Source organism: Geodermatophilus sp. SYSU D00766, assembly GCF_054049915.1.
The window spans coordinates 233,805-246,067 of the sequence record NZ_JBJGYI010000003.1; the positions used below are offsets into that span (position 1 = coordinate 233,805).

Here is a 12,263-nt window from a genome sequence, read left to right on the forward strand (position 1 = left end):
ACGGGGTCCTTCCAGGTGGGGGCAGGGAGGTCCCTCATCGGCCGACCCACCAGCGCTGCGCGGCCTCCCGCGGCGAGACGCCGTCGACGGCGACGGCGCGGTTGAGCCCGACCAGGTCCAGCGTGGTCAGCTGCGCGCTCACCGCGTCGAGCGCCGCGCGCAGCCGCCCGTCGACCACCGCGGTGCGCACGATCGGCACCACGTTCTCCCGCGGCTGCAGCGACCGGTCGTCACGGAGCAGCAGCAGCGAGGCGTCGGTCAGCCGCGCGTCGGTGGTCTCGAGCATGCCGACGTCGATCTGCCCGCTGAGCAGGGCCTCCACCGTGGCCGAGCGCGACGGCATGCTGCGGACCTCGGCGAACTCGATGCCGTAGACCTCCCGCAGCCCCGGCAGGCAGAACCGCCGCTCGGTGCACTCCGGCGGCCCGCCGAAGACCAGCTCGCGGGTCAGCGGGGCCAGCTGGGACAGCGTGGTCGTCCCGTGCTGCTCGGCCAGGCGGGTGAGGACGACGAACCCGTTCTGGTCCTCGGCCCGCGCGGCGGCGAGCACGGTCAGCCCGCGCGGGGCGAGCTCCTGTGCGAGGCCCTCGCGCAGCGGCGCCGGGTCGTCGTGCACCGAGCCGGAGCCGGACTCGGCGAAGTCCGAGGCGGTGCCGAGGTAGTCGACGACGAGGTCGACCACCCCCTGCTCCAGCGCCGGGAAGACGACCTCGCGCGGGCCGATCCCGTGCTGCACGGTCACCTCCACGCCCGCCCGGCGCAGCGCCTCGGCGTACACCTCGGCGAGCGTCTGGTTCTCGGGGAAGTCGTAGGAGGCGATCCGCACCCCCGGGTCCCCGGTCGGGCCGGCATCGGCGGGGGTGCCGCCGCAGCCGCACAGCACCGCGACGACGACGGCCACCACCGCGGCGACGGTGGACGGCGGGAACGGGCGACGGCGCATCGCGGGCCCTCCGGGCAGGAGGCGGCGCCCCGCGGCGGACCGACGCGGGGACGGCCACGCTAGTCGCGGACGGGACCAAGGTCGATGGTCCCGGACACGCATGAGGTGCAGCATCGTGCGGCATGGCGGCGACGGCACGGGTCCCTGCGACGCAGGCACCGGCGGCGACGGCGCCCGGGCCCGCCGCACAGCCACCGGCGGGCGGGCAGCTGCGGCGTCCCGAGCCGCCGCAGGTGCAGCGCGTGCACCGGCGCCGCCGCCCCTCCGGCGAGGCGCCCCCGCTGCCGCGGCACCTCAACGCGTCCGGAAAGTGGTGGCTGGCGCTCAGCGGCCTGGTGCTGGCGACCTGGGTCGTCGTGTTCGTCACCGGCAGCGTGGCCGCCTTCGACCTGGTCGACACGCGCATCCTGCAGGCGATCGCCACCATCCGCTCCCCCGGGCTGACCCGGGTGGCCGAGGTGGCCGGGGTCCTCGCCACCGGCCGGGCCATCCACCTTCTGTGGCTGGCCAACCTGCTCGTCCTGCTCGTCTTCCGCCGGTGGCGGCACCTGTTCGTCTGGCTCGGCGTCGGGCTGCTGGTCGTCAACACGGCGGCCACGGTGGCCGCCACGCTGCAGCGGCCCCGGCCCTACGAGGTGGAGGTGCTCGGCTACTGGTCGGGCTTCTCGATGCCCTCGGTGCCGATGACGGTCCTGGCGACCTTCCTGGTCAGCAGCCTGTACTCGCTGGTCCCCGCGGGCCGGCCCCGCGACGTCGGCAAGTGGGTGGTGTGGGGCCTGCTGCTGGTCACGGCCGCCTCGCGGCTCTACCTGGCCCAGGACCACCCCACCGACGTCCTCGCCGGCGTCGTCCTCGGCGTCGCCGCCCCGGTGGCCGCCTTCCGCCTGCTGACGCCCAACGAGGTCTACCCGGTCGTCTACCGGCGGGGCAGCCCGGCCCACCTCGACGTCACCGGCGCGCGCGGTGAGGCGATCGTGCGGGCGCTGCAGGACCAGCTGGGCCTGCTGGCCACGTCGGTGAAGCCCTTCGGGCTGGCCGGCTCGGGCGGCTCCACCCCGCTGAAGATCACCGTCAAGGCCGACGACGCCGCGGAGGAGGACGAGAGCTGCGTCTTCGGCAAGCTCTACGCCGTCACGCACCTGCGGTCCGACCGCTGGTTCAAGCTCGGCCGCACGCTGCTCTACGGCCGGCTCGAGGACGAGAAGCCGTACCACAGCGTGCGCCGGCTGGTGCAGTACGAGGACTACGTGCTGCACCTGCTCTCCGACGCCGGGCTGCCGGTGCCGCACCCGCTGGGCATCGTCGAGATCACCCCGGAGCGGGAGTACCTGCTCGTCGCCGAGTTCCTCCAGGGCGCGCGCGAGATCGGCGACCCCGACGTCCCCGTCGACGACGACGTCATCGACCAGGGACTGGCCATCGTCCGCCGGCTGTGGGAGACCGGCCTCGCCCACCGCGACATCAAGCCGGCCAACCTGATGGTCCGCGACGGCACGGTGTTCCTCATCGACTCGGCGTTCGCCGAGGTGCGCCCCAGCCCGTGGCGGCAGGCGGTGGACCTGGCGAACATGCTGCTGGTCCTCGCGCTGCGCACCGACGCCGCGCGGGTCCTGGCCCGGGCGCGGCTGCAGTTCTCCGACGAGGAGATCGCCGAGGCCTTCGCCGCCACCCGCGGCCTGACCATGCCCTCCCAGCTGCGCCGGATGCTGCGCTCGCAGGGCCGCGACCTGCACGCGGACTTCGTGCGGCTGCTGCCGTACCGGCTGCCGCCGGTGCGCATCCAGCGGTGGTCCTTCCGCCGCGTCGGGCTCACGCTGGTCAGCGTCCTGGCGGTCGTGCTGGCGCTCGCCGTGGGCCTGGACCTGCTCGGGTCCCCGCTGTGAGCGCGCCCCGGCGCCCCGCCGCCGCCGTCCTGCTCGCGGCCGCGCTGGCCACCGCCGGCTGCGGCAACGGGTCGACGAGCGTCAGCCACGAGGTGCCCGCCTGCAGCACCGGCGACGAGGACCACGCCGCCAACGGCGTCGTCCTCATGGCGCAGTCGGTGCCGACGGCGACCTGGGTGCCGTGCGTCGAGAGCGTGCCGGTGGGCTGGACGTTCGCCGGGCTCGACGCCCGCCGGGGCTCGGCCCGGTTCTGGCTGGACTCCGACCGGGACGGCGCACGCGCCATCGAGGTGCGGCTGACCGCCGACTGCGACACCCGCGGCGCCACCGAGATCCCCAGCGAGCGCGACGGCCTGCGCCGCTTCGAGCGGGTGACCCAGGTGACCCCGCAGTACCTCGGCCGGCGGCTCTACCTCTTCCCGGGCGGCTGCCTGACCATCGTCTTCACCCTCTCCGGCGACAACCGCGGCGAGCCGCTGGCCCTCGCCACCCAGAGCCTGGGCGTCGTCAGCCGCGAGCAGGTGGCCACCCAGGTGCACGAGGCCAGCAGGGAACGCCTGCACCTCGACCCGCCCGACGCCGACCCGCCCGAGGCCGGCCGCTCCGCCACCGACGACGGGAGGGACCCGCCGTGACCGCCGTCGCCCCCCAGGCCCCGCCCGCCCGGCCACCGCAGCGCAAGCCGCTGTGGCGCCGGGTGCTGACCCCGCTGCTGTCGGTGGCGCTGGCCGTCGCCGTCTTCGTCTGGTTCCTGCCGCAGTTCACCAGCCTGTCCGACGTCTGGGCGGCGGTGCGGAGCATGACCTGGGCCGAGGTGGCCCTGCTGGCGCTGGCCGCGGCGTGGAACCTCGCCACCTACCAGTTCGTGATGGTCACGACCATGCCGGGCCTGCGGCTGCGCGAGGCGACGGTGTCGACGCTGACCACCACCGCGGTGTCCAACACCGTCGTCGCCGGCGCGGCGCTGTCGCTGGGGCTGACCTACGGGATGAACTCCTCGTGGGGCTTCTCGCGCTCCCGGACGTCGGTGATGCTGCTGCTGTCGGGTCTGTGGAACAACTTCGCCAAGCTCGGCCTGCCGGTGCTCGCCCTCGCGCTGCTGGCCTTCACCTCTTCCCCGACCACCGGACGGCTGCTGGCCGGGCTGGCCGGGGTCGCCGGGCTGGTGGCGGCCGTGGTCGTGCTCGGCCTGCTCCTGCACAGCCGGGAGAGCGCGGCCCGCATCGGCCGGGGCATGGGCCGCGTGGCGTCCGCCGTCATCAGGCCCTTCGGCCGGCCACCGGTGCACGGCTGGGACCTGGCGACGACGAAGTTCCGCGACCGGACGGCGCTGCTGCTGCACGCCCGCTGGCACTGGCTGACGCTGACCACGGTGGTCAGCCACCTGTCGCTGTTCCTGGTGCTGGTGCTCTCCCTGCGCGCGGTGGGCGTGACCGCCGAGCAGGTGGGCGTCGTCGAGATCCTCGCCGTCTTCGCCTTCGCCCGGCTGCTCACCGCCATCCCGTTCACCCCGGGCGGGCTGGGCGTCGTCGAGCTCGCGCTGATCACGGGCCTGTCGGCGGCCGGCGGCGACCGGGCGCTGGTGGCCGCCGGGGTCCTGGTGTTCCGCGGGCTCACCTACGTGCTGCCCATCCCGCTGGGCCTGGGCACCTACATCTTCTGGCGGACCAACCACTCCTGGCGCCGGGAGCCCAACTCCGCGCCGCGCACGGAGCTGGTCCCGGAGACGGTGTGACCGGGCCGGCGGCTCCCCGCCGGGCGCCCCTGCGGCGGGGCGGCGACGCCGTCCTGGGCGTCTCGGGCGCGCTGGTGCTGGTGCTGGCGGCACTGCCGATCGAGCGCACGCACGTGGGCGCGGCCGAGGCGGCGGTGTTCCGGGCGGTCAACGGGGTGGACGCGGTGCCGTTCCTGCTGGTCTGGCCGTTCATGCAGCTGGGCAACTTCCTGGTCGTGCCGGCGAGCGCGCTGGTGGCGGCCCTGCTGCGCAGGTGGCGGCTCGCCGCGGGGCTGCTGCTCGCCGGCGCCGGCACCTACCTGGCCGCCAAGGGCGTCAAGGACGTCGTCGTGCGGGGGCGGCCGGCCGGGCTGCTGGAGGACACCGTCCTGCGCGGGGCCGCCGCCCAGGGGCGCGGGTTCGTCTCCGGGCACGCCGCCGTCGTCGCCGCCGTGCTGACGGTGGCCTGGCCGTGGCTGGGCCCCCGCGCGCGGATCGCCGGGGTGGTCCTGGCGACCGGGGTGTGCCTGGCGCGGGTGTGGACCGGGGCGCACCTGCCGCTGGACGTCGTGGGCGGCGCGGGACTGGGCCTGCTCGTCGGCGGGCTGGTGCTGCTCCTCGTCGGCCGGCCGTCCTCCTGCCGGAGCCGGGCGGCTGTGCTTGAGTGAGTCGGGTCACAGGATCCGACGACCCCGAGGAGTCCCGATGACGAGCACCGCGCAGCGCCCCGACCGCGACACCGCCCGCCCGCGCCCGGCCGCGGCCGCCGACGGCAGCGCCGAGGAGCAGGCCGGCGACGCCGTCATGGGCCTGGACATGGTGCTCGTCGACGCCGCCCGCGGCCCGCTGCGGCGCATGGTCCCGCCGGTCCGCACGCTCGCCGCGCTCGGCTCTGCGCTGGCCCGCCACCCCGACGCGGTGGCCCGGCGCGGCGGGGAGCTGGCGCGCGAGGTCGGGCGGATCGCGGTCGGCCGCTCGGAGATCGCCCCCAACCCGAAGGACCGCCGCTTCGCCGACCCGGCCTGGACCGGCAACCCCCTGTTCAAGCGGACGATGCAGGCGCACATCGCCGCGGCCCGCGCCGCGGCGGGCCTCGTCGACGACGTCGACCTCGACTGGCGCGACGACGAGCGGATCCGCTTCGCGCTGACCAACGTCGTCGACGCGCTCGCGCCCAGCAACGTCCCGTTCCTCAACCCGCTGGCCCTCAAGGCGGTCATCGACACCGGCGGCCGCAACGCCGTGTCGGGTCTGCGCCGACTGGTCTCCGACGTCGCCACCGCGCCGCGGGTGCCCTCGATGGTCGAGCCCGACGCGTTCACCGTCGGTGAGGACCTCGCCGTCACCCCGGGCGCCGTCGTCCTGCGGACCGACGTGTTCGAGCTGATCCAGTACCGGCCGACGACGGAGACCGTCCGCGCCGTGCCGCTGGTGATCGTGCCCCCGACGATCAACAAGTACTACGTCACCGACCTCGCGCCCGGCCGCAGCATCGTCGAGCACTACGTCTCCGCCGGTCACCAGGTCTTCATGATGAGCTGGCGCAACCCCGACGCCCGGCACGCCGAGTGGGGCCTGGACACCTATGGCCAGGCGGTCCTCGACGCCGCCGACGCCGCCGAGCGGATCACCGGCAGCGACCGCACCGCGTTCCAGGGCTTCTGCTCCGGCGGGATCATCCTGGCGATGGTGCTGTCGCACCTGGCCGCCACCGGCCGGCTCGACCGGGTGGCCGCCGCCAGCTTCGCCGTCACCGTCCTCGACTGGGGCCGCGCCGGGACGATCGGGGCGCTCATGGACGAGCAGGCGGTGAAGGAGGCCACCGAGCGGTCGCGGAAGAAGGGCTACCTCGACGGCGCGATGCTGGCCGAGGTGTTCGCCTGGCTGCGGCCCAACGACCTGGTGTGGAACTACTGGGTCAACAACTACCTGCAGGGCCAGCCCCCACCGGCCTTCGACATCCTCTACTGGAACGCCGACACCACCCGGATGACCGCCGCGCTGCACCGCGACTTCATCGAGGTCGCCATCGGCAACCAGCTCACCGAGCCGGGCCGGGCGAGCATGCTCGGCACGCCGGTCGACCTCGGCACGGTCGACGTCGACACCTACGTCACCGCCGGCATCGCCGACCACCTGTGCCCCTGGCAGTCCTGCTACCGCACCACCCAGCTGCTCGGCGGCGACAGCCGGTTCGTGCTGTCCACCGCCGGCCACATCGCCTCGCTGGTCAACCCGCCGACCAACCCGAAGGCGTCCTTCCAGGTGGCCGACAAGACCCCGGCCGACCCGGAGGAGTGGCTGGCCTCGGCGCACAAGGAGAAGGGCTCGTGGTGGCCGGACTTCACCGCGTGGCTGGCCGAGCGCGCCGGCGAGGAGGTGCCGGCGCCCGAGGCGCTCGGGAGCGCCGACCTGCCGGTGCTGGGTGACGCGCCGGGGACGTATGTCTTCGACAAGTGAGCCGCGGCGGCGGCCGGGCCGGGAGACCGTCTGGGCGCTGACCGTGGGGGGCCGCACCCTGCGCGTGTCCGAGCGCGCCGGCGACGGCTCCCGTCCCCCGCTGGTGCTGATGAACGGCATCGGCGCCAGCCTCGAGGTGCTGCAGCCCTTCGTCGACGCGCTCGACCCGCGCCGCACCGTCGTCCGCTTCGACGTGCCCGGGGTGGGCGGCTCGCCCAAGCCGGTCGTCCCCTACGTGCTGGCCACGCTGACGCCGGTGGTCTCCGGCGTCCTGCACCGGCTCGGGCACCGCGGCGCCGTCGACGTGCTGGGGCTGTCGTGGGGCGGGGGGCTGGCGCAGCACTTCGCCGTCCAGCACCGCCGCCGCTGCCGCCGGCTGGTGCTGGCCGCCACCGGCACCGGGTCGCTCATGGTGCCGGCGCACCCGCGGGTGCTCTCGCACATGCTCACGCCGCGGCGGCACCGCGACCCCGGCTACGCCACCCGCGTGGCCGGGGAGCTCTACGGCGGCACGGTGCGGGACGACCCGGCACGGGCCGCGCGGGCCCTGCACGCGCACACCCGGGTGGGTCCGCGGCGCGGCTACTACTACCAGCTGGCCGCGAGCGCGGGCTGGAGCAGCCTGCCGTTCCTCTCCCTCATCCGGCAGCCGACCCTCGTGCTCGCCGGCGACGACGACCCGATCATCCCGCTGGTCAACGCCCGCATCCTGGCCCGCGGCATCCCGCGCGCGCGGCTGCACCTCTACGACGGCGGACACCTGGCGCTGGTCACCGAGGCCGACGAGCTGGCGCCGGTGGTCGACGCGTTCCTCGACGAGGGCGACTGACCGCCTCGGGTCACGCTCCGGGTGACGCGGACCGCGGGGTTCGGGACGGCTGCCACTCCGAGGGGCACCCGCGGGGGTCGAGCCACCCTGTCGGTTGCTCGTCGCCCTCCCCGGTCCAGCGCATCGCGCCGTTGACCTGCGGGAACTGTCGTACCCCGTGCGTAGGTTCGGGGTCGTGCAGGAGATCGAGGACGTCGAGTCGCCGGTGGCGGGTGACCTCCTCGACCTGCTCGCTTCCCGCCCGCCGGAGTTCCGTCGGCTGCCGGTCGGCCTGCTCTCACGCGAGCAGAAGGCCACCGAGCTGCAGCAGATCGCCGCGCTCAAGGCGCAGACCGCCGCCTACGAGGCCGAGCTGGTCCTCGGCCTGGCCGACGACAGCCCCGATGACGACGACCCGCCACCCGGCACGCCCGGTGCCCGCCGTGGCTCCTGGAAGCCCGATGGCGAGCTGCCCGGTGTGTCGGAGTTCTTCACCGCCGAGCTGGCGGTGGTGCTCAACTGCGGCCGGGGTACCGCCAACCACCTGGCCACCCGCGCCTGGACCTACCGCGAACGCCTGCCCGCCACCTGGGCCGCACTCGCCGCCGGGGAGCTGGACGAGGCCCGTGCGCGGGCGCTGGTCGACGTGCTGCAGCACACCGCCCCGGCCCTGGCCCGGCGCATCGAGGCCGCCGTGCTGCCCGAGGCCGCCGGCCTGACCGTCGGCAAGGTCAAGAAGCGGGCACTCGAACTGCTGCTCGAAGCGGACGCCGACGCGGTCGACCAGCGGCGGAAGACCGCCGAACGCCGGTCCGACGTGCGCGTCTACCCCTCGGCGTCCGACGGGATGAGCACCCTCGCCGCCGACCTGCCCACCGACGTGGCCGCCGCCTGCCACGCGACCGTCGATGCACTGGCGCGGATGCTGAAGGCCGACGGCGATCCGCGCCCGATCGGGCAGCTGCGCACACTCGTGTTCGCCGACCTGCTGCAGCGCCCGTGGGACGACAGCCGCCCGCCGGTGACCGCGCACCTGCAGATCATCGCGTCGCTGGCGTCGCTGGCCGGCCGCTCGGACCAGGCCGGGGAGGTGAACGGGCTGCCGATCACCGCCGCCCACCTACGGGCACTCCTCGCCCAGCTCGACGCCCTCGGCGTGCAGGCCCCCGAGGGTGGGTCGGTGACGGTGGCGCTGACCGAGGGCGACGGGACGCTGCGGGCGACCGCGACGCTGGACCGGCTGCGACGGCTGGCCGCCCGCGGCTGCCCCGACCACCCCTGCGATGGCGGGGACGCCAAGTGCGGGTGCGCGGTGCTCGACCGGCCGGCGGGCCGGGACGGCTACACGCCCTCGGCGGCGCAGCAGGCGTTCGTGCGCACCCGCGACCGCACCTGCCGGATGCCCACCTGCGGGCAGCGGGTCGGCTGGGCCGACGCCGACCACGTCCTCCCCCACGCCGAAGGCGGGGCCACCGACTGCGCCAACCTGTGCTGCCTGTGCCGCTCGCATCACCGGGTGAAGACCTTCGCCCGCGGCTGGCGCTTCCACATGGCCGCAGACGGGACACTCACCGTCACCACCCCCTCCGGCATCACCCGCACCACCCGTCCACCGGGCCTGCGACCACCACCGCCGGAACCCGAACCGCCTGGAGCCGACGAGCCGGCCGACCCGGACGACGACCCGCCGCCCTTCTGACGTGCACGGCGGGACCACCCGTGCGGCTCGCTGCGGTCTCCAGCAGGTCACGTCCGGTGGTCCGGTGCGACCTCCCGGACCATTGGAGGTCAGGCCCCCATCGTGTCGTCCATCTGGATCAGCGGGCGGGCCGCCTCCCGGAGTGCACCGACCGCCTCACCGAAGGGCGCGGCCACCCCTGCCGGGATCGGTCCCAGGCCGGTGATGGGGACCAACTGGTCGTGACCGGGTTCCTCGTAGTGCAGCCAGAGGGCCTCGAAGTTGAGCGCGGGGACCCGGTAGAGCCGGAGCTCGGCCTCCCCTTCCTGCTGCTCGGAGACCTGCACCGCCGCGTCGAGCGCCCGGGCGAAGGGCTCCAGGTGCTGGGCGGAGGCCGACATCTGACGGATCCGGCCGTCCTCTCCCTCGTCCACGTCGTAGAACGCCTGGAGAAGACCGGCGGCCGTCTCGTAGACCCGGAGCCCGACCGCCGTCCCGGTCGCGTCCTGCTCGCCCGCGAGAGCGTCGAGCCCCACGACGAAGACGGGCTGCGCCAGGCCCAGGGACGGGGACGTGTCGGTGGCCGACTGCCGGGCCTGGTCCGGGGTCACGTCCGTCTTGAGCCTGAGCAGGGAACGGGCCTCCCAGATGCGCCGCATGACGGAGTCCTGCACCGGGATTCGCCTGATCGGCACCGTGGAGTACCTCTTCGTGAAGTAGGTGTGTGTCCAGGTTCCGCTGCCCTGGTAGTTCGTGGAGAAGTCCGCGACCGTGAGGTGCGACTTTCCGTAGATCGGGTCGTCGATGTCGACGTACTCCTGCCCCAGGACCGTGCTGTACCCGTAGATGCACATGAAGTGCCCGCCACCGCCGGACCAGCCGATCCGCGCTCCCACGGGGCGGCCCGCGTCGATCTCCGCGCGGACCACCGAGAAGGCGACCGGTCCGGTGATCCTGACGAAGTTGCGGGTCCGGGTGAGCGCCCGGTCGAGGTACCACGGCACGTTGCACGGCGTGGGTGCCGGTGATCCGCAGCAGTCGGTGCGCGCCAGTTCCGCGTTGGCCACCCGGCACTGCGTCCACGGACTCAGGAACCAGTAGAAGTGCGACACACTCCTCGACGTGGCCGCCCAGCACCAGTTGGACTCGGTCTGCGCCTGCATCGTGAAGTCCAGCTGCTTGGACCTGATCAGCCTCCCCGCGACGTCCAGCTCCCACAGGAGCGCTCGGTACGGCGTCGACGAGGCCGACACCAGTTCTGGGGCAGGCATGCGCGGTCCCTCCGCTCCCTGATCACCCGCCACGCGGGCGGGGACGGCTGAGCCCGGAACCTAGGGGCCGGGCGTCACCTGCGCGTCACCACGGGAGGAGCCGGCCGGGCGGGCGGCGACGACGACCGACGCCGTCAGAACCCGCAGCGGTCGCCGCCGTCGACGAAGCCCCGCCGGAAGGCGTCGACCAGCTCGAAGCCCGACAGCCCCGAGGGCGCCAGCACGGCGGGGTCGGTGCCGTACTGCAGCAGCGCCGTCACGGCCTCGTCGACGTCGCCCGGCGCGAGCCGCACGTCCTCGATCTCGCCGTCGAACGCCTCGCGGGTCAGCCAGCCGGTGGCGCACGCGGCGCCCGCGACCGCGGCCGGGCCGTCCACCGTCAGCCCGCGCTGGTCGCGCACCGCCAGCCCGTAGGGCAGACCGAGCAGCGCCGGCACCGCGAAGTCACCGACGTCGACGGCGGCGGGCTCGAGCAGGCCCGCTGCGTCGTAGCGCACCGACCCGTCGGCGGGGCAGTACTGCAGGTCGAGGTCCGCACCCCCGCAGGCGGCGCCGTCGGCGGCCCGCACGTCGGGCTCGGTCAGCCGGCCGCCGAGGGCGTCGGTACCGGGGAAGCCGGCGCCCAGCGCCTGCCGCCAGAACGCGTCGAGCACCTCGTCGGCGCCGGCCACCACCTCGGCGGCGGGCCGGTCGTCCTTGACGCGCGTCGGGTCGGACTCCTGCTGGGTGAACAGCCGCGACTCGTCGAAGGCGGCACAGACGCGCGCCCCGTCGGCGTAGCCCTCCTGGAACGCCGACAGCTGGTCGAACAGCGACCCGTGCGCGTCCTCGGCGTCCGGTGAGGTGCCGGGGGCGTCGCCGAAGTACAGGTAGCCGAGCAGGTAGGGGTCGAGTTCCGCGGGCCGGACGGCGACGTGCGCGCCGTTGCCGTCGACCACCCACCGCGTCCACGCGCCGGCGAAGCACTCCGCCTGGGTCTCGGCGACGATCGAGGGGGCGTCGAGCCCGGCGTCGGACTGGACGGCGTGGGCGATCTCGTGCGCCATGATCTCGGCGACCATGAACGGGCCGTACTCGTCGGCCAGGTCGGCCAGCCACGCCCGGTCGTAGACGACGGCGTCGTCGTCACCGCAGTAGTAGGCGTTCTCGGCCAGGTCGGCGACGTCGTCCGAGAAGCAGTCACCGCGGGGCAGGTCGGCGGGGTCGGTCTCGGCCGGGTCGATCGACCAGACGCCGCCGTCGAGCCCGTCGAAGTCGTCCCCGGAGAGCTGGGGGGCCACCTCCTCCCACCAGGTGAGCACGTCGGCGGCCGCGTTGCGGGCGACCCGGTCGGCCTCGTCCCCGGCCTCGGCCAGGTGCACCGGCAGGTCGGCGTCGGTGCGCGGCCCGCCGCCGGGCGGGGAGGCGACGCCGGCGACGACGGTGGTGCAGCCGGTCAGTCCCACGCCCGCGGCGAGCACCAGCCCGGCGGCGGAGTGCGGGACGCGCACGGCGGGCTCCCTCCGG

At 74.8% G+C, this 12,263-nt stretch carries 10 protein-coding genes; 7 read left to right on the forward strand and 3 right to left on the reverse strand.

Going from position 1 to position 12,263, the window contains the following annotated elements:
* Positions 1–34 precede the first annotated feature (34 nt).
* Positions 35–943 carry an ABC transporter substrate-binding protein gene (locus tag ACI8AD_RS04735; protein WP_456869376.1) on the reverse strand — a complete coding sequence of 303 codons (909 nt, stop codon included), beginning with the start codon at positions 941–943 and terminating at the stop codon, positions 35–37.
* 122 nt (positions 944–1,065) lie between these two features.
* Here ACI8AD_RS04735 and ACI8AD_RS04740 point away from each other — a divergent pair, with 122 nt between their 5' ends.
* The 7 genes from ACI8AD_RS04740 (at position 1,066) to ACI8AD_RS04770 (ending at position 9,507) form a co-directional block, all read left to right on the forward strand.
* A complete protein-coding gene (locus ACI8AD_RS04740) occupies positions 1,066–2,826 on the forward strand; it encodes a phosphatase PAP2 family protein (RefSeq protein ID WP_456869377.1) in 1,761 nt (586 codons plus the stop codon).
* Positions 2,823–3,461, forward strand: coding sequence for a hypothetical protein (locus ACI8AD_RS04745; RefSeq protein WP_456869378.1), 639 nt, complete (start codon positions 2,823–2,825; stop codon positions 3,459–3,461). Before ACI8AD_RS04740 ends, ACI8AD_RS04745 begins: the two co-directional genes overlap by 4 nt.
* Positions 3,458–4,561 carry a lysylphosphatidylglycerol synthase transmembrane domain-containing protein gene (locus ACI8AD_RS04750; protein WP_456869379.1) on the forward strand — a complete coding sequence of 368 codons (1,104 nt, stop codon included), beginning with the start codon at positions 3,458–3,460 and terminating at the stop codon, positions 4,559–4,561. Before ACI8AD_RS04745 ends, ACI8AD_RS04750 begins: the two co-directional genes overlap by 4 nt.
* On the forward strand, positions 4,558–5,208 hold the full coding sequence (locus tag ACI8AD_RS04755) for a phosphatase PAP2 family protein (protein ID WP_456869380.1): 651 nt from the start codon (positions 4,558–4,560) through the stop codon (positions 5,206–5,208). The genes ACI8AD_RS04750 and ACI8AD_RS04755 overlap by 4 nt, the downstream gene beginning before the upstream one ends.
* A gap of 37 nt (positions 5,209–5,245) precedes the next feature.
* Complete coding sequence (locus ACI8AD_RS04760) at positions 5,246–7,000, forward strand: PHA/PHB synthase family protein (protein ID WP_456869381.1); 1,755 nt, start codon at positions 5,246–5,248, stop codon at positions 6,998–7,000.
* Positions 6,984–7,829 carry a poly(3-hydroxyalkanoate) depolymerase gene (gene phaZ / locus ACI8AD_RS04765; RefSeq protein WP_456869382.1) on the forward strand — a complete coding sequence of 282 codons (846 nt, stop codon included), beginning with the start codon at positions 6,984–6,986 and terminating at the stop codon, positions 7,827–7,829. The genes ACI8AD_RS04760 and phaZ overlap by 17 nt, the downstream gene beginning before the upstream one ends.
* Positions 7,830–8,004: 175 nt before the next feature.
* Positions 8,005–9,507, forward strand: coding sequence for a DUF222 domain-containing protein (locus ACI8AD_RS04770; RefSeq protein WP_456869383.1), 1,503 nt, complete (start codon positions 8,005–8,007; stop codon positions 9,505–9,507).
* A gap of 89 nt (positions 9,508–9,596) precedes the next feature.
* On the opposite strand, the gene ACI8AD_RS04775 is transcribed toward ACI8AD_RS04770, so the two are convergent.
* Positions 9,597–10,757 (reverse strand): papain-like cysteine protease family protein, encoded by a 1,161-nt coding sequence (locus tag ACI8AD_RS04775; RefSeq protein ID WP_456869384.1) that lies wholly within the window; start codon positions 10,755–10,757, stop codon positions 9,597–9,599.
* 134 nt (positions 10,758–10,891) lie between these two features.
* Complete coding sequence (locus ACI8AD_RS04780; protein WP_456869385.1) at positions 10,892–12,247, reverse strand: neutral zinc metallopeptidase; 1,356 nt, start codon at positions 12,245–12,247, stop codon at positions 10,892–10,894.
* Positions 12,248–12,263 lie beyond the last annotated feature (16 nt).